Source organism: Rhodobacter maris (assembly GCF_900217815.1).
Taxonomy (GTDB): Bacteria; Pseudomonadota; Alphaproteobacteria; order Rhodobacterales; family Rhodobacteraceae; genus Rhodobacter; species Rhodobacter maris.
In genome coordinates, this window is the sequence record NZ_OBMT01000014.1 from 63,720 (window position 1) to 79,799 (window position 16,080).

A 16,080-nucleotide genomic window follows, 5' to 3' on the forward strand; every position below is an offset into this window, starting at 1 on the left:
CGCCCATATCTTCGTTGAATTCTTATCCTTTTCGAAGAACCTTCCGCCCTCATGAGCCTTGACGCAACAGATCGTCGAATCCTCACCGTGCTGCAAAAGCAGGGGAGGATCTCCAATGCCGACCTTTCGGAACGGGTGAACCTCTCCGCCTCCGCCTGTCACCGCCGGGTGCAGCGGCTCGAGGAGGAGGGCTATATCAAGGATTATGTCGCGCTGCTCGATACCCGCAAGATGGGCTGCCCGACCACGGTCTTTGTGGAGATCACGCTTTCGGGGCAGGCCGACGAGGTGCTTGAAGCCTTCGAGCGCGAGGTGAAGAAGATCCCCGATGTGCTCGAATGCCATCTGATGGCGGGCTCGGCCGATTACCTGCTGAAAGTGGTGGCGGAAGATACCGAGGATTTCGCGCGCATCCACCGCTCGAAGCTCGCGCGGTTGCCGGGCGTGCAGGGGATGCAGAGTTCTTTTGCGCTACGCACCGTGTTCAAGACCACGGCGCTGCCGGTCTGAACCTCAGTCGCGCCAGAACCGCGGCAGCACCAACACGAGAATGGCGAGCAGCCCGAGCCGGCCGAGCAGCATCGACAGGCTCATCAGCCAGGTGGAGAGGTCGTTGTAATCGATCATCGTGCCGGTAGGGGCGACGGTTGGTCCAACACCGAAGCCGATATTCCCGATCGCCCCCCAGCTTGCAAAGAGCGCCGAGGAGAAATCCACCCCGGTCATCGAGATCAGCACCGCGACGATGCCCTGAGTGAGGATATAGCCTGTCACATGCAGGATCAGCGGCCCCATCGTCGCCTCGTCGAGCGGCTTGCCGTCATAACGTGGCACCACCACGCGGTTGGGTGAGTGGAGCTGGCGGATCGCGGTATAGATCGCCGAGAGCACCACTTGCACTCGGAACACCGAAAGCGAGCCGGAGCTGGACCCCGTGCAGCCGCCCGACATGCCGACAAGGAACACCAGCACCATTACGAAGCCGCCCCAGGGTTCCACTCCGGAGACGCCGAAGCCGGTGCCGGTGAGGATCGAGGAAAAGTTGAAGGCGGTTTCGCGCAGCACCTGCTCGAAGGGCAGCTCCTCATGCGTATAGCGCCAGATCGTGGCGACGGCCGTGTAATAGAGAAACCAGCGCAGGAAGGCGCGGATCTGCGAGTCGCGCCAGATCGGCGTGATCTGGCCCTGCATGACCTGTACGAAGCGGATGAAGGGCATCCCCGCGAGCAGCATGAAGAGGACACCCGCATATTGCGCTGCGGGCGAATACTGCGCGAAGCTTGAATCGGTGGTCGCAAAGCCGCCGGTCGACAGCGTCGCCATCGCGTTGCAGATCGCATCGAAGGGGGCCATGCCACAGGCGATATAGCTCACCGCGCAGGCGATGGTGACGATGGTGTAGACCTGCAGCAGCGCCACGGCGATATCGGTGGCGCGCGGCAGAACCTTGCCGAAAGTGTCGAATCCCTCGGTCTGGAAGAACCGCATGCCGCCGATCCGCATCACCGGCAAAAAGATCATCGCGACAAAGGCGATGCCGAGCCCGCCCGCCCATTGCAGCATGGCGCGCCAGATGATCACCGAGCGCGGGAGCTCGTCGAGATGCTGGAACACCGTGTAACCGGTGGTCGTGACGCCCGAGACCGCCTCGAAATAAGCATCGGCAAAGCTCACATCGGGCTTGCCGTGGATGAAGGGCAAGGCGCCGAACGCCGGCAAAAAGAGCCAGATCGCCGCGGTGAGCATATAGGCCTGTCGCAGCGTGAGTGGCCGCGGCTCGTCGGGGCGCGCGGCGAGCGACAGGAGCGCGCCGAACAGCAGCGTCTCGATGGCCGCCTTGAGAACCTGAAGGCCGTTCGCGTCGGACAGCAGCATGTCATAGCCGGCCGGCAGCAGCATCGCCGCCCCGAGTGCCAGCAGGATGTGGCCGAAAATATAAAAGACGGGTCCGAAGTCGGTCATCGTATCCGAGCGATGCAAAGGGGGGGCGGAGGACGCAACTCACGAAATCGTGAGTAGGTACCCCGGGCGGCAGCGCGGAGGCACGCAAACGCTTCTTAAACTTGCTTGACGTAGGGTCCGCGCAGGAGAGAACGATGCGACTCGAACTTGCGGTAATGGCCCTGTCTCTGGTTGCCGGCCCTGTGGCCGCGGTTCTTGGCGCTCCGGCGACCGGTACCGGCCCCTGGGTCGTCGTGGTGCCGCCGTGGCAAGACGCCGAGGGTGTTGCCGAACAAGCCATGGCGCGTCTGATCGGCCCCGTTCAGGCGCCGCTCGGTCATCTGGTCACCTCGGCCGACGGGGGCGCTCCGGCGCGCCTGTTGGCAGCCGGGGCCTGGGCCGTGGTCGACGCCGACTCGATATTGCAATTGTGTGGAGTAGACCAAGATGAGTGAAGAGGTGGCCCGGGTCGAGGGTCGGCAATCGCCGCGGTTGAAATGGTTTCTGATCGCAATCCTGAGCTGCGCCGTTCTGGTGAGCGGGGTGGCGGTTGCCGTGGGCAGCGCGACCGTGCCGGCGATCGTGCTCGCCTGGGTCTTCGCGGGGGTCGCGGTGCTTGGCTATGCGCGCGGCGACACGACGAGCGGGCGCACGCTGGTGGCGCAGGGGCTCGTGGGCCAGGCGATCGCTTTCACCGCGGCGCTCGCCGGTCATCCCTGGCAGCTCGACAGCCACATGGTCTATTTTGCGGTGGTCGCGACGCTCGTCTCGCTGGTGGATATCCGCCCGCTGATCTTTGCCGCGGCGACCATTGCGCTCCATCACCTCTCGCTCTCGGTCTTCGTGCCGCGCCTCGTTTACCCGAGCGTCGAACTCTGGACCGATATCCTGCGCACCGCCTTCCACGGTGTCGTCGTGGTGGTGGAAACCTCGGTTCTGGTGGCGGCCGTGCTGCACCGCCAGAAAATGGAGCGCTCGATTTCGGCGCAGATGGAAGATCTCAAGTCGCTTTCGGCGCAGGCCGAGGCATCGCAACGCGCGGCCGAACGTGCGGCTCAGGAGGCCGAGCTGCGCCAGCACGAGGCCGAGGAAGCGCTGCGCGAAGCCGAAGCGATGCGGCTGCAATCGGAAGAGACCACGCGCACCGCCGCCGAGGCGAACGGTCGCGCGCTCGAAGCCTCGGAGCGGCTTGCCGCCGAGCGCAGCGAACATGCACATAAATCCGAGGAAGTCGTGGCGCAGCTGCGCAAGGCGCTCCGCATGCTCTCTGAGGGCGATCTTTCGGCCCGTCTCGCGCGGATCGAAAATGGGGAATACGGCACGCTGAGCGAGGATTTCAACGCGGCCGTGTCGCAGCTCTCGGGTGCCATCGGTGTGGCGCTCGGCTGTGCCGACGAGATCTCGGGCCAGATCGCGGAAATCAACAGCGCATCGGAAAGCCTCTCGGCGCGCACCGAGCGGCAGGCGCATGCGCTTGCCAAGACCGCGAGTTCGATGAACGAGTTGTCGAGCGCCGTTGGCTCGGCCGCGCAAATGGCCAATGCCGCCGCTCAGGCCGCGCAGGGGGCCGAGAAGCTCGCCCGCGACAGCACCCAGGTCGGCAGCGCCTCGCTGCAGGCGATGGGCGAGATCGAACAGAGCTCGCATCAGATCGCCTCGATCACCAGCGTGATCGACGATATCGCTTTCCAGACCAACCTTCTGGCGCTGAACGCCGGGGTCGAGGCGGCGCGGGCTGGCGAGGCGGGACGCGGCTTTGCCGTCGTCGCCTCCGAGGTGCGCGATCTGGCACAAAGATCTTCGGCCTCGGCGCGCGAGATCTCGACGCTGATCCAGTCTTCCGAGCGTCAGGTGAAGACCGGGGTCGAACTGGTCAACCAGATGGTGACCACGCTCGACGACATCAGCCGCGCGGTGGAGAACATTTCGAACCGCGTGGCGGAGATCGCGCGCTCGGCCGCGGAACAATCGCGCGCGCTGGCCGACATCAACGGTTCGGTCGATCAGCTCGATCAGGTGACACAGCAGAACGTGGCGATGTTCGAGGAGACCGCGGCGGCGAGCGGTGCGCTCAACGGCATGGCGGCGCAGCTGCGCGAGGCGATGGTGCGCTTCCGCACCGAGGGCGCGCAGCCCGGCCGCCGCGCCGCCTGAGCACTGCCTGCCCGGGAGGCCCGGCCTCCCGGCCCGCACCAGCCCGAAAAGACAAAACCCCCGATGGCCGAGCCACGGGGGTTTTCACTTGCGGGCGAACCCGCCAGCGTATCCAAGCGCCTAGAGCGCGCCTTCGCGTTGGGCCTTCTTGCGCGCCAGTTTACGAGCGCGGCGGATGGCTTCAGCTTTCTCGCGCGCTTTCTTCACGGACGGCTTCTCGAAATGTTGCTTGAGCTTCATTTCACGGAAAACCCCCTCGCGCTGAAGTTTTTTCTTCAGGGCACGAAGCGCTTGTTCGACGTTGTTGTCGCGAACGCTGACCTGCATGTGGTGTCACCACCTTCCTAAGTTTGAGTTGCATCGCTGTGCAGGAAGCGGCCATATAGCAAAGGCCAAGGCATTTGTCCACTCTTGCCGCACAAGGGAAAAGCGATGAAAAACGACCATTTGAACGTGTCGCGTTTGCGCGCGGACCTGCTTGAGGCGATTGCGCCGCATGTGCCTTTCGATGGCTGGTCGGAGCCTGCCTTCCGCGAGGCTGTCCACGCGCTCGGGATCGATCCGGCGATTGCGCGGCTTGTTTGCCCGCGCGGTGCCGTGGATCTGGCCGCCGAATATCACCGCAAGGCCGACCGGGAGCTTGCGAAGGCACTCGCCGAGGCGGATTTCAGCGAGATGCGGTTTCGCGACAAGGTGGCGACAGCGCTCCGGATGCGCTTCGAGCTCGTCGACCGGGATCTGGTGAGCCGCGGCGCCTCGGTCTTCGCTTTGCCGCAAAATGCCGCGATGGGGGCCAAGCTTGTCTGGGAAACAGCCGATCTGATCTGGCGCGCGCTGGGCGACACGAGCGTGGATTACAACTGGTATTCCAAGCGCCTCACGCTCTCGGGGGTGATCTCGGCCACCACGCTGTTCTGGATCGGGGATGACAGCGAGGGCCATGCCGAGAGCTGGGCCTTCCTCGATCATCGGATCGAGAATGTGCTGCAATTCGACAAGGTGAAAACGAAGCTTCTGAAAGTGCCGGGGCTGAAGGGCTTTCTGGAAAACCTGCGCGCGCCCGCGCCCATGGCCGCGCCCGGTCATGTCGCCGGTGAGGAGGTCGCATGAGCCTGCCCGAGCAGATGCGCTGCATCGAGATTGCGGCCCCCGGTGGCGCCGACATGCTCAAGCCCGCAAGCCGCGCCGTGCCGGTGCCGGGGCCGGGCGAGATCCTGATCGAAGTGGCCTGGGCGGGGGTGAACCGCCCCGATGTGCTGCAACGCATGGGGGCCTACAAGGCCCCCTCGGGCGCCTCGGATCTGCCGGGGCTTGAGGTCTCGGGCATCATCGCCGCGATCGGTCCCGAGGTTGCGGGCTGGCAGGTGGGGGATGCGGTCTGTGCGCTCACACCGGGCGGCGGCTATGCCGAATATGCGCTTTGCCCCGCTGCCCATGCTTTGCCGGTGCCGCAAGGCGTGAGCCTGCGCGATGCCGCCTGCCTGCCCGAGACCTGCTTCACCGTCTGGTCGAATGTGGTGATGCGCGGCGGGCTCGCCGCGGGGGAGCGCTTCCTTGTGCATGGCGGCACCTCCGGCATTGGCACGACGGCGATCCAGATCGCGCGGGCGCTGGGGGCACGGGTTTGGGCAACGGCGGGGAACGCCGAGAAATGCACCGTCTGCGAGAGCCTTGGCGCCACCGCAATCAACTATCGCGAAGCCGATTTTGCCGAAGTGATGCGCGCGGAGGGGGGCGCCGATGTTATCCTCGACATGGTGGGCGGCAGCTATATTTCGCGCAACATAAAGGCGCTCGCCGATGACGGGCGGCTTGTCTTCATCGCCTTTCTCGAAAGCCCGAAGGCGGAGATCAACTTCGCGCAGGTGATGATGCGCCGCCTCACCCTCACCGGCTCGACGCTGCGCCCGCAATCGGATGCCGCCAAGGCCAAAATTGCCCGCGCGCTCGAAGCCGAGGTCTGGCCGATGATCGCCGCGTGCAAGCTCAAAGTGGTGCAAGACAGCGTTTTTCCGCTCGCGGAGGCGGACGCCGCCCATGCGCGGATGGAAACCAATGCCCATATCGGCAAGATCGTTCTGAAGGTTCGCTGAACTTTCGCCAACCGAAGGAGGACAGGATGACGAAGGGACGCTTCACCCTCATGGAGGGCTTTCCCGCCGATGTGCTGGCGGTGGAGGCCCATGGCAAGATTGACCACGACGCCTATGTGACTGACCTGATCCCGGCGCTTGAGGCGCGGCTGAGGGCGGAAGGGCGGCTGAAGCTGCTTTATGCGCTGGGCGAAGATTTCGAGGGCTTCACCGCCGGGGCGATGTTTGAGGATGGCAAGGTGGGGCTTTTGCATCTGGGCGATTTCGCCCGGATCGCGGTGGTGAGCGATGTTGCCTGGATCAACGCCGGGCTGCGGCTTTTCGCGCCGCTCATCCGCTGTCCGGTGCGCACCTTTCCGCGCGCCGAAATGACCGCGGCGCGAGACTGGATCTGCGCCGATCCGGAGCGCGAGGGCGGGCCGGAAGTGGCGGCGGAGCGCAAGCTGCCGATGCTGGAGGATCGTGAGCCGCCGGCCAGTTGACGGTGGGGCGCCGGGCGCTCTTTTCGCTTTCCTTGACGCGGTTTCTTGCCTATACAGGCCCGCAATTCCCCACCAGAAATGGACCGCGGCCGGGGGGAAGCCCAGGCCGCAGCCGGTTTCACGGCCCGGGAGAGATTTGTAAAGGATGTCGCCGATGACGAACAAGCCCCTGATGGCAAAGGCCACGGCCGTTTGGCTGGTGGACAATACCACGCTCACCTTCAAGCAGATTGCTGATTTCTGCGGCATGCACGAGCTTGAGGTTCAGGGCATTGCCGATGGCGACGTTGCCACGGGGGTTAAGGGCTTCGACCCGGTCGCCTCGAACCAGCTCGACCAGAAAGAGATCGACAAGGGCGAGAAGGATCCGCTTTACAAGCTGCGGCTCAAGTTCAACGCCGCCGCGGTGGGCGAGGACAAGCGTCGGGGCCCGCGTTACACGCCTCTTTCCAAACGGCAGGACCGCCCGAACGCGATCCTGTGGCTGGTGAAATTCCACCCCGAACTGGCGGACGCGCAAATCGCGCGGCTGGTGGGCACGACGAAGCCGACGATCGCCTCGATCCGCGAGCGCACGCATTGGAACATTGCCAGCATGACCGCGATCGATCCGGTGGCGCTGGGCCTGTGCCGGCAATCCGAACTCGACAGCGAAGTGCAGAAAGCGGCGAAGAAACGCGCGGCCGAAGGCGTGATGAGCGATGACGAGCGGCGCAAGCTGGTGTCGACCGAGCAGAGCCTCGGCATGGGGACCGAGCCGCGGCTTCCGGGCGGCATTGCCGAGCTCGAAGGGTTTACGCTCGGCAGTGGCATGGAGGAGGAGCGCGAGAATCCGAAGGATTTCTCGGATGCCGACAGCTTCTTCAACCTGCCGCATGACGATGAGGACGACGAGGACGAGGAAGACAGCGGCCCGATCCGCTGAGCCGATCCCGTTTCGTGAGACGAAAAGGCCCCTGCCGTATCGGCGGGGGTTTTTCTTTCGTTTCGGCAGGGCCGAAACGACCCGGGCGGGGGCTTCGCCCCCGCACCCCCAGGATATTTTTGGCAAGATGAAAGCCCCACCGGCGCGGTGGGGCGCCCGGGGAAGGGCTGCAAGATCGCGGGGCCGGACCGCCGCAGATTTCGTGCTGCGGCGGTGTCGTTTATTTGGCTCAGATCGACAGGCAGATGTATTTCAGTTCGAGATAATCCTCGACGCCGTGATGGCTGCCCTCGCGGCCGAGCCCGGATTGCTTGACCCCGCCAAAGGGGGCCACCTCGGTCGAGATGATGCCGGTGTTCACGCCGACGATGCCGTATTCGAGCCCTTCCTGCACCCGGGTGATGCGGCCGATGTCGCGGGCGTAGAAATAGGAGGCCAGCCCGAAGATCGTGGCATTGGCCTTCTCGATCACCTCTTCCTCGGTCTCGAATTTGAAGAGCGGCGCGACCGGGCCAAAGGTCTCTTCGGTCGCGACCTTCATCTCCTGCGTGACGCCGGTGACGACGGTGGGTTGGAAGAAGGTGCCGCCAAGCGCGTGGCGCGCGCCGCCGGTGACGATCTTGCCGCCGCCTGCCACCACATCGGCGATATGTTCCTCGACCTTCTCGACCGCATCTTCCGAGATCAGGGGGCCGGTGGTGATGCCCGCCTCGAGCCCGTCGCCCACGGTGAGCTTGGCCACGGCGGCAGCGAGCTTTTCGGCAAAAGCGTCATAAACGCCTGCCTGCACATAGAGCCGGTTCGCGCAAACGCAGGTTTGCCCGTTGTTGCGGAACTTCGACATCATCGCGCCTTCGACCGCGGCATCGAGATCGGCATCGTCAAAGACGATGAAGGGGGCGTTGCCGCCAAGTTCCATCGAGCATTTCATCACCTGATCGGCGGCCTGACGCAGCAAGATCCGCCCCACCTCGGTCGAGCCGGTGAAGGTGAGTTTGCGCACGGTGTGGTTTTCGCAGAATTCCTTGCCGATGTCGGAGGCGCGCGACGAGGTGATCACCGAGAGGATGCCCTTGGGCAGCCCCGCGCGCTCACCCAAAAGCCCCATCGCGAGCGCGGAGAGCGGCGTTTCCGAGGCCGGGCGGCAGACAAAGCCGCAGCCCACCGCAAGCGCGGGGCCGGCCTTGCGCGCGATCATCGCATTGGGGAAGTTCCAGGGCGTGATCGAACCCACGACGCCGATCGGCTGCTTCAGAACGGTGATGCGCTTGTCACGCATGTGGCCGGGGATCGTTTCGCCATAGATGCGCTTGGCTTCCTCGCCGAACCATTCGATGAAGCTCGCACCATAGGCGATTTCGCCCTTCGCCTCGGCCAAGGGCTTGCCCATCTCGGCGGTGAGGATCAGGCCCAGATCGTCCTGGTTCGCCATCATCAGCTCGAACCATTTGCGCATCACCGCGGCGCGCTCCTTGCCGGTGCGCGCGGCCCAGTCTTTCATCGCGGCTTGCGCGGCGGCAATGGCGCGGGCGGCATCGGCGCGGGTCAGGTCCGGCACGGTGCAGATCACATCGCCGCGGGCGGGGTTTTTCACCGCGAAGGTCTTGCCGTCCTCCGCATCCACCCAATCCCCCGCGACGAGGGCCTTGGTGCACAGAAGGCTCGGATCCTTGAGCAGGGTTTTCAGGTCGGTGGCGGTATCGAGCATGGCATCTCTCATCGTTTGCGGGATATGCAAGGGAAGCACGCGGCCGCGCCGATGTAAATCGCGCGCCGTGGCAAGAAAGGGTGAGGAAATGACCGATCTGGACGATGACTATGCCAATATGCCTTACATCCCCGGCGGTGCGGCCTATCCGGCGCGCTGGGCACAAGCCGCCGCGGCTTATCGCGACGCGGCGATGATGCTGGAGATCGGCTATGGTCCGGGCGCGCAGCGGCAGGTCGACATTTTCCTGCCGACGGGCACACCGAAAGGCGTGATGATCTTCGTGCATGGCGGCTACTGGATGAAGTTCTCGCGCCGCGATTTCTCGCATCTCGCGGCGGGAGCGATGGCGGCGGGCTGGGCGGTGGCGCTGCCGGGCTATGACCTTGCGCCCGCGGTGCGGATCGCACAGATCACCGGGCTCGTCGCGATGGCGGTGGCGGAGGTGGCGCGGCGCTTTTCCGGGCCAATCCGGCTCTGCGGCCATTCCGCGGGCGGGCATCTGGTGGCGCGGCTGGCGAGTTCCGATCTTTTGCCCGCCGAGGTGCTGGCCCGGGTGGAGAAGGTTGTGCCGATCTCGCCGGTCTCGGATCTCGAGCCACTCCTGCGCACCTCGATGAACGCGACTTTCGGGCTTGATGCCGAGGAGGCGCGGGCAGAAAGCCCGGTGCATGCGCCACGACCCAAAATGCCGGTCGAGGTCTGGGTGGGGGAGGCCGAGCGGCCCGCCTTCCGCGATCAGGCGCGCTGTCTCGCCGAGGCTTGGGGGGCAAAGCTTACCGTCGATCCGGGGCGGCACCATTTCGATGTGATCGAGGGGCTCGAGACCGAAAGCCCGTTGCTCCGGGCCGTGATCGGGTAGGGAGGCCCCCGCGCTGGCGCGATTTGCGCCGAGGGACAGCAGGGTCAGGTCAGGTCTCGCCAGCAAGGTTGCAAATCGCCTGCCTGCGGGGTGGCCGCGTGGACGGCGCGGGCAATGGCGCGGGCAAGGCAGGCGGCCGCCGCATGGCCGAGGCGGAACGGATCGGCGATGGCGTCGGTGAGGGCGCGCGCGCCGGTGGCGGCGGCAAAGACGAGATCGCCATCAAGCGGGGTGTGGCTGGGCACCAAGGCGCGGGCCATGCCGTCATGGGCGGCGGTGGCCATGCGTTGCGCCTGCGCCTGATTAAGGGCCGCGTCAGTGGCGACAATGGCGATGGTGGTGGCCTCGCCCATGCGTTTCATCGGTTGCGGCTCGGCCTCGGGCATGTAGCGGGGCGCGGCGCCCAAGGCGCCAAACTCATCGCCCATTTCCAAGGGCGCGGCCCAGAAATTGCGGCCTGTGCCCACGGTCGCTTGCCCGAGCGCATTTACGGCCACGAGTGCGCCCACGGTGAAGCCGCCCGCGAGCACCGCCGAGGCCGAGCCGAGACCGCCCTTGAGCGTGCCGGTCAGCGCGCCATAGCCCGCCCCTGCCGTGCCAATGGCGAAGCGTTCTGCCGCGGCCTCAAGTGCTGCGCGGCCAAGCGCCGGATAGGGGTTTTCGGCCCAGTCCTTGGCGCCGCCATTCAGAAGATCGAAAAGGATCGCGCCGGGCACGATCGGCACGCGCATGTCGCCCACGGCAAAGCCGCGGCCCTTGGCGCGCAGCCCCGCCATCACGCCCGAGGCGGCATCAAGCCCGAAGGCAGAGCCCCCCGACAGCACCAGCGCATCCACCTCCTGCACCAGTTTGTCGGGGGCGAGAAGGTCGGTCTCGCGGGTGCCGGGCGCGCCGCCCATCACCGACACCGCGGCGGTGAAGGGGCGGGCGCCGGTGAGCACCGTCACCCCTGAGCGCAGCGCCGGGTCATGCGCATTGCCGACAAGAAGGCCGGGCACATCGGTGATCAGGTTCAGGCGGCCCGGTTTCATGCTTTCGCATCCTCCAAGATCATGCGCGCGGCTTTTTCGGCGATCATCATCACCGGCGCGTTGGTGTTGCCCGAGGTGATGCGCGGCATCACCGAGGCATCGGCGATGCGCAGACCTTTCAGCGCGTTCAGCCGCAACCGCGGATCGACCACGGCGCCCGCATCCGCGCCCATCCGGCAGGTGCCGACGGGGTGGAAGATCGTGGTGCCGATATCGCCCGCAGCCTGTTGCAGGGCTTCCTCGCTCGCCACTTCGGCGCCGGGCTTGTATTCCTCTGGCCGGAATCGCGCGAAGGCGGGTTTCGCCGCGATCTCGCGCGTGATGCGAATGCCCTGAGCCGCTACCCGCTTGTCCGCCTCTGCGGCGAGGTAATTCGGCGCAATCACCGGGGCGGCGCGAAAATCCGGCCCCTGCACATGGCTGGTGCCGCGGCTTTCCGGGCGCAGGTTGCACACGCTGGCCGTCATCGCCTCGAACGGGTGGAGCGGATCGCCGAATTTGTCGAGGCTCACCGGTTGCAGATGCCATTCGAGATCGGGGGTTTCCTTCTCCGGGAAAGACCGCGCAAAGATCCCGGCCTGAGAGGGCGCCATCGACATCGGCCCGCTGCGGAAGGCGGCATATTGCGCCGCGATTTTCGCCTTGCCGAGGAGGGTCGAGGCCATGGTGTTGAGCGTGCGCGTGCCCGAAACCTTGAAGACGAGGCGCAATTGCAGATGGTCTTGCAGGTTCTTGCCCACCTCGGGCACGGCCACTTGGGGCGCGATCCCGTTCGCGCAGAGCACCTCAGGGTCGCCGATGCCAGAAAGCTCGAGGATCTGCGGCGTGCCGATCGCGCCCGCGGCGAGCACCACCTCGCCGGAAGCCACCTCGTGGCGTCCGGCCTTGTCGTGGAACACGAGCCCGGTCACGCGCCCCTCGGAGAGTGTCAGCCGTTCCACCTGCGCGCCGGTCATGACCCGCAGGTTCGGTCGCGCCAGCACCGGTTTGAGAAAGGCCGAGGCGGCGGACCAGCGCCAGCCATTTTTCTGCGTGACATGGAAATAGCCCGCACCTTCGTTGGTGCCGGTATTGAAATCGGCACTGCGGGGCAGGCCCGCCTGTTCGGCCGCGGCAAGGAATGCGTCGAGCACCTCCCAACGCACCCGCGCCTGCTCGACCCGGAGCGACCCGCCCGCGCCATGAGTTTCTGATGCCCCAAGGAAGAAATCTTCCTGATCGCGAAAGAGCGGCAGCACGTCGCTCCAGCCCCAGCCGGTGCAGCCCTCCTGCGCCCAGAGGTCATAATCGCGCGCCTGACCGCGCATGTAGATCATGCCGTTGATCGCCGAGCAGCCGCCCAGAATCCGTCCGCGCGGGTAAAGCAGCGCACGCCCGTTCAGCCCCGGTTCGGGCCGCGTGGAATACCCCCAGTCGGTGCGCGGATTGCCGATACAGTAAAGATACCCCACCGGAATATGCACCCAGTGATAATTGTCCCTCCCGCCCGCCTCGAGCAGCAACACCCGGTTTTTCGGATCGGCGCTGAGCCGGTTCGCCAGAACACAGCCGGCGCTCCCCGCGCCGACCACGATGTAGTCGTAACTCTCCATGATCTCCCTCCTCCTCCGCGGTTGATCTTCTCAGTGCATTGGCGGGGGCGCAAGGCGCTTGCGGCAGGGCTTTTCAGTGCCGTTCCTCTCCAGCCCCCCTTGCATTTCGGCCGCCGCCCCTGTCTGATGGTTCTGTCTCACAAGTTCGCGCCCATGATCCGTTACAGCCTCAAATGTGAAAACGGCCACAGCTTCGAAAGCTGGTTTGCCTCGGCCGAGGCCTTCGAAAAAGTGCACGGCGCGGGCATGGTGGCCTGTATGGTCTGCGGCGCGACGAAAGTGGAAAAGGCGCTGATGACCCCGGCGCTGCGCTCGGCGCGCAAGATGGCTCCTGAGGCGGCTGCGCCCGAAGAGCCTGCCGCTGCGGCCGCCTCGCCCGCGTCGCATCCGCTCACCGAACCGCAGGATGCCGCCGAAGCACTTTTTGATGCGATGCGGCGCAAGGTCGAGGAAAGCTCCGATTACGTCGGGGCGGATTTCACCGCCGAGGCGCGGGCAATGCATGCCGGGCTCAAGCCCGAGCGCTCGATCCATGGCGAGGCGAAGATCGAGGATGCCAAGGCGCTTCTCGAAGAGGGGATCCCGGTCACGCCCCTGCCGATCGTGCCAAAGCGCAACCGCAACTGAGCCGCGACGGCGCGCCCCGCATCCATCCCCCCTTGCCCCTGCCGATGAGCGCGCCATGATGGGCAAAAAGGAGGTTCGGATGACCATTCTCATCACCGGGGCAAATCGGGGCATCGGCGCGGCACTGCTCGCACATTACCGGCATGGCGGAACGGCGGCTTTTGGCACCGCGCGGCGGCCGGAGGGCGATCTCTTGCCGCTCGATGTGACCCAGCCCGACAGTGCGAAGGAGCTGGCGCGGCGTCTCAATGGGTTGCCGCTCGATCTGCTGGTGTGCAATGCCGGGGTCTATGCCGACAAGGGGCAGGAGCTTGAGGCGGGCTATGCCGCGCCGCTCTGGGCCAAGAGCTTTGCGGTCAACGTGACCGGCGTGTTCCTCTCGATTCAAGCGCTTTTGCCAAACTTGCTGGCGGCAAAGGGGAAGGTGGCGATCATTTCCTCCGGCATGGCCTCGGATGCGCGCGCGCCGGGCGGCAGCTATATCTACCGGGCCTCGAAGGCGGCGGCGCTCAACCTTGGTCGCAACCTTGCGGTGGACCTCAAACCGGAGGGGATCGCCGTCGGCATCTATCATCCGGGCTGGGTGAAAACCGACATGGGCGGGCCTCAGGCGGAGATTTCCACGCGCGAGGCGGTGACCGGGCTCGCGGCGCGCTTCAACGCGCTGTCGCTCGACACCACCGGTTGTTTCGAGAGTTACGACGGCAGCACGCTGCCGTTCTGATAACGCTTGCGGCGGGGGCGCATGAGGGGCACGCCGCCCGCCGCAAAGGCATTCGGATCGACTGTCAGGGCCGCCCGCCCTCGCGCCGGGAGGAGGAGGCGCAAGAGCGGAGGGCCTTGCTGTCTGGGCCCGGTGGGCCAATCGGAACATTCCCTTTCCGATACCTTCAGAGTTGGGCTCCTGCGCCGTCCGGTCAAGAGCAACAGCCGCCCCGGAGGCGCCAATCCGGTCACTCTCGCGCGATTGCCCGAAAACGGACCGCCGGCGCGACGGGCGCCTAATTTTTGCGCAAATGCAAAAAGGATGGGCTCAGAGATCGTGCCAGAGGCCGAGTGCGCCGAGCCGGGGCGATTTCTTGTTGGTGTGGCGGTCCATGCGCATCAGCACATCGCGCAGGAATGCCACCGCTTCCACCAGATGCGGCCCCTTGTTGAGCATCACGCATTCGGCGCGCTGGCTCATCGCGGCATCGGTCATCTCTGCCCGGCTCGCCTGACCATCCTTCACCATGCCTTCGAGCACTTGCGTTGCCCAGACCACCGGCACCTCGGCGGCCTCGCACAGCCACAAAACCTCTTCCTGAATCTCGCTGAGCCGCTCGAAGCCGATCTCGACGGCCAGATCGCCGCGCGCGATCATCACCCCCATCGGCACGCGGCCACCCGCCTCGACGATCAGCGCGGGCAGGTTGCGCAGCGCCATCGGCGTTTCGATCTTCAGCATCAGCGCCGGCCAGTCGCGGCTTGTTCCGCCATCCGAGCGGCGGTCGAGTTCGGTGAAAAGCGCGCGCAGATCGGCGCCGGTCTGCACGAAGGAAAAGCCCAGAATATCGGCATGACCGAGGATGAAATCGAGGTTTTCGAGATCTGCTCCGGTCAGCGCCGGCACCCGCAGATCGACCCCGGGCAGGTTCACGCCTTTCTCGAGCTTGATCCGCGCCCCTTTCGACGGGGTGGACACCACCTCGGCCAGCACCCGCCCCTGCGGGACACCGATGATCTTCGCGCGCAGCTTGCCATCATTGATCCAGAGCGCGCCCCCCTCCGCCATCGCCTCGATCAACGCCGGATGGCTCAGGCGGATCTGCAGAAGCCCGGGATCCTTGGTGAATTTCTCCACCACCTCGAACCGGTCGCCCTCGAACAGCCGCGGCGACTCGTCCTTGCCGGTGGACAGCGCCTCGACGCGCAGCTTCGGCCCTTCGAGGTCCATCTGCACCGGCACCCGACGCCCCATCCGCACCGCGGCATGACGCACATGCCCGATCATCGCGGCCCAGGCGTCGGGGCTGTCATGAGCGCAGTTGATGCGAATGCAATCGGCGCCCGAAGCGAGAAGCTTGCTCACGAGCGCGGGATCGGTCGCGGCTTCCGAGGGCAGCGTGACCATCACCCGCGAGCGCGGCGCATCGCGGCGTGCGCCAAAGAGCGTGTCGCGCCGCGCGGCGAGCCGGGCGGGACCGGCAGCGAACATCTCGACGGTGGGATACTCCGCCGTGCCCTCGCCGCCGATCATCGCGAGCGAGGCCAGAACCGCATCGAGCGAGGGGCGGACATGGCTCTCGGCGCGGCCGAGAGAACTGAGCCCGAGCGAGGCCAGCGGCGCCTGAAACGGCACGAGATCGCCCCGGCGCAACGCCAGGTAATCGGCCAGATTGCGTGCGGAGGGCAGGAATTCGGGGCGGATGATCAACCCGTCCCAGCCCTCGAGCGTGGCCTCGGAACGGCGCACCAGATCGGCGCGCAACGCCTCCAGCGCCCGTTGAAGCCCGCGCGCCTGCGCTCGCCGTTCGCGAATTTCAACCTCGACGAGACTCATGACACCTCCTCCTCCGTCACTGGTCAGGAGCTACCCGCTGCACATGACGCCCCGGTGACAGATCCGCGACACAGTGACCGCCGGGTTCTGGTGAAACCCTTGCATGCGCCGCCCCCTTCCGCT

At 65.8% G+C, this 16,080-nt stretch carries 16 protein-coding genes; 10 read left to right on the forward strand and 6 right to left on the reverse strand.

The annotated features are described in order from the left end of the window. The first annotated feature begins 51 nt into the window (after positions 1-51). Positions 52-510, forward strand: a complete 459-nt coding sequence (locus CRO22_RS15300; RefSeq protein ID WP_097071035.1) for an Lrp/AsnC family transcriptional regulator — start codon at positions 52-54, stop codon at positions 508-510. 3 nt (positions 511-513) lie between these two features. On the opposite strand, the gene CRO22_RS15305 is transcribed toward CRO22_RS15300, so the two are convergent. Beyond that, positions 514-1,962, reverse strand: a complete 1,449-nt coding sequence (locus CRO22_RS15305; RefSeq protein WP_097071036.1) for a TrkH family potassium uptake protein — start codon at positions 1,960-1,962, stop codon at positions 514-516. A 134-nt stretch (positions 1,963-2,096) separates the two neighbouring features. Here CRO22_RS15305 and CRO22_RS15310 point away from each other — a divergent pair, with 134 nt between their 5' ends. Together CRO22_RS15310 and CRO22_RS15315 are read left to right on the forward strand one after the other, a co-directional pair. Then, the gene (locus CRO22_RS15310) at positions 2,097-2,396 is read left to right on the forward strand and encodes a hypothetical protein (RefSeq protein WP_097071037.1); all 300 of its coding nucleotides are present in this window, start codon (positions 2,097-2,099) and stop codon (positions 2,394-2,396) included. Beyond that, entirely contained in the window at positions 2,389-4,095 is a 1,707-nt protein-coding gene (locus CRO22_RS15315) for a methyl-accepting chemotaxis protein (protein WP_097071038.1), read from the forward strand. Before CRO22_RS15310 ends, CRO22_RS15315 begins: the two co-directional genes overlap by 8 nt. Positions 4,096-4,215: 120 nt before the next feature. Here the strand turns inward: CRO22_RS15315 and rpsU are convergent, their stop codons facing one another. After that, positions 4,216-4,422 carry a 30S ribosomal protein S21 gene (rpsU, locus tag CRO22_RS15320; protein WP_010398727.1) on the reverse strand — a complete coding sequence of 69 codons (207 nt, stop codon included), beginning with the start codon at positions 4,420-4,422 and terminating at the stop codon, positions 4,216-4,218. Positions 4,423-4,527: 105 nt separating this feature from the next. Here rpsU and CRO22_RS15325 point away from each other — a divergent pair, with 105 nt between their 5' ends. From CRO22_RS15325 to CRO22_RS15340, 4 genes are all read left to right on the forward strand, one after another. Then, positions 4,528-5,205, forward strand: coding sequence for a COQ9 family protein (locus tag CRO22_RS15325; protein WP_097071039.1), 678 nt, complete (start codon positions 4,528-4,530; stop codon positions 5,203-5,205). Beyond that, on the forward strand, positions 5,202-6,188 hold the full coding sequence (locus tag CRO22_RS15330; protein ID WP_097071040.1) for an NAD(P)H-quinone oxidoreductase: 987 nt from the start codon (positions 5,202-5,204) through the stop codon (positions 6,186-6,188). Before CRO22_RS15325 ends, CRO22_RS15330 begins: the two co-directional genes overlap by 4 nt. A 26-nt stretch (positions 6,189-6,214) precedes the next feature. Beyond that, entirely contained in the window at positions 6,215-6,670 is a 456-nt protein-coding gene (locus CRO22_RS15335) for a SpoIIAA family protein (protein WP_097071041.1), read from the forward strand. Between the two features lie 154 nt (positions 6,671-6,824). Next, on the forward strand, positions 6,825-7,595 hold the full coding sequence (locus CRO22_RS15340) for a DUF1013 domain-containing protein (protein ID WP_097071042.1): 771 nt from the start codon (positions 6,825-6,827) through the stop codon (positions 7,593-7,595). A gap of 229 nt (positions 7,596-7,824) precedes the next feature. Here the strand turns inward: CRO22_RS15340 and CRO22_RS15345 are convergent, their stop codons facing one another. Continuing rightward, positions 7,825-9,303, reverse strand: a complete 1,479-nt coding sequence (locus CRO22_RS15345) for an NAD-dependent succinate-semialdehyde dehydrogenase (protein ID WP_097071043.1) — start codon at positions 9,301-9,303, stop codon at positions 7,825-7,827. Between the two features lie 88 nt (positions 9,304-9,391). On the opposite strand from CRO22_RS15345, the gene CRO22_RS15350 reads away from it, so the two are divergent. Then, entirely contained in the window at positions 9,392-10,165 is a 774-nt protein-coding gene (locus CRO22_RS15350; RefSeq protein ID WP_097071044.1) for an alpha/beta hydrolase, read from the forward strand. A 44-nt stretch (positions 10,166-10,209) separates the two neighbouring features. Here CRO22_RS15350 and CRO22_RS15355 read toward each other — a convergent pair whose 3' ends face one another. Continuing rightward, entirely contained in the window at positions 10,210-11,196 is a 987-nt protein-coding gene (locus CRO22_RS15355) for a P1 family peptidase (RefSeq protein ID WP_097071045.1), read from the reverse strand. Further along, positions 11,193-12,788 carry a GMC family oxidoreductase gene (locus tag CRO22_RS15360; protein WP_097071046.1) on the reverse strand — a complete coding sequence of 532 codons (1,596 nt, stop codon included), beginning with the start codon at positions 12,786-12,788 and terminating at the stop codon, positions 11,193-11,195. The genes CRO22_RS15355 and CRO22_RS15360 overlap by 4 nt, the downstream gene beginning before the upstream one ends. A gap of 153 nt (positions 12,789-12,941) precedes the next feature. Between CRO22_RS15360 and CRO22_RS15365 the strand changes: the two genes are divergently transcribed. Beyond that, positions 12,942-13,415 (forward strand): DUF1178 family protein, encoded by a 474-nt coding sequence (locus tag CRO22_RS15365; RefSeq protein WP_097071060.1) that lies wholly within the window; start codon positions 12,942-12,944, stop codon positions 13,413-13,415. A 79-nt stretch (positions 13,416-13,494) separates the two neighbouring features. Continuing rightward, complete coding sequence (locus CRO22_RS15370) at positions 13,495-14,139, forward strand: SDR family oxidoreductase (protein ID WP_097071061.1); 645 nt, start codon at positions 13,495-13,497, stop codon at positions 14,137-14,139. 309 nt (positions 14,140-14,448) lie between these two features. On the opposite strand, the gene CRO22_RS15375 is transcribed toward CRO22_RS15370, so the two are convergent. Then, positions 14,449-15,957 carry a pyruvate kinase gene (locus CRO22_RS15375; protein ID WP_097071047.1) on the reverse strand — a complete coding sequence of 503 codons (1,509 nt, stop codon included), beginning with the start codon at positions 15,955-15,957 and terminating at the stop codon, positions 14,449-14,451. Between the last annotated feature and the right edge of the window lie 123 nt (positions 15,958-16,080).

Bases quoted from the DNA above. Each gene is read 5' to 3' on its own strand.
- CRO22_RS15325 (WP_097071039.1), top strand. From the start codon at position 4,528: ATGAAAAACGACCATTTGAACGTGTCGCGTTTGCGCGCGGACCTGCTT.
- CRO22_RS15355 (WP_097071045.1), bottom strand. From the start codon at position 11,196: ATGAAACCGGGCCGCCTGAACCTGATCACCGATGTGCCCGGCCTTCTT.
- CRO22_RS15345 (WP_097071043.1), bottom strand. From the start codon at position 9,303: ATGCTCGATACCGCCACCGACCTGAAAACCCTGCTCAAGGATCCGAGC.
- CRO22_RS15350 (WP_097071044.1), top strand. From the start codon at position 9,392: ATGACCGATCTGGACGATGACTATGCCAATATGCCTTACATCCCCGGC.
- CRO22_RS15305 (WP_097071036.1), bottom strand. From the start codon at position 1,962: ATGACCGACTTCGGACCCGTCTTTTATATTTTCGGCCACATCCTGCTG.
- CRO22_RS15375 (WP_097071047.1), bottom strand. From the start codon at position 15,957: ATGAGTCTCGTCGAGGTTGAAATTCGCGAACGGCGAGCGCAGGCGCGC.
- CRO22_RS15315 (WP_097071038.1), top strand. From the start codon at position 2,389: ATGAGTGAAGAGGTGGCCCGGGTCGAGGGTCGGCAATCGCCGCGGTTG.
- rpsU (WP_010398727.1), bottom strand. From the start codon at position 4,422: ATGCAGGTCAGCGTTCGCGACAACAACGTCGAACAAGCGCTTCGTGCC.
- CRO22_RS15335 (WP_097071041.1), top strand. From the start codon at position 6,215: ATGACGAAGGGACGCTTCACCCTCATGGAGGGCTTTCCCGCCGATGTG.
- CRO22_RS15360 (WP_097071046.1), bottom strand. From the start codon at position 12,788: ATGGAGAGTTACGACTACATCGTGGTCGGCGCGGGGAGCGCCGGCTGT.
- CRO22_RS15365 (WP_097071060.1), top strand. From the start codon at position 12,942: ATGATCCGTTACAGCCTCAAATGTGAAAACGGCCACAGCTTCGAAAGC.
- CRO22_RS15300 (WP_097071035.1), top strand. From the start codon at position 52: ATGAGCCTTGACGCAACAGATCGTCGAATCCTCACCGTGCTGCAAAAG.
- CRO22_RS15370 (WP_097071061.1), top strand. From the start codon at position 13,495: ATGACCATTCTCATCACCGGGGCAAATCGGGGCATCGGCGCGGCACTG.
- CRO22_RS15340 (WP_097071042.1), top strand. From the start codon at position 6,825: ATGACGAACAAGCCCCTGATGGCAAAGGCCACGGCCGTTTGGCTGGTG.
- CRO22_RS15330 (WP_097071040.1), top strand. From the start codon at position 5,202: ATGAGCCTGCCCGAGCAGATGCGCTGCATCGAGATTGCGGCCCCCGGT.
- CRO22_RS15310 (WP_097071037.1), top strand. From the start codon at position 2,097: ATGCGACTCGAACTTGCGGTAATGGCCCTGTCTCTGGTTGCCGGCCCT.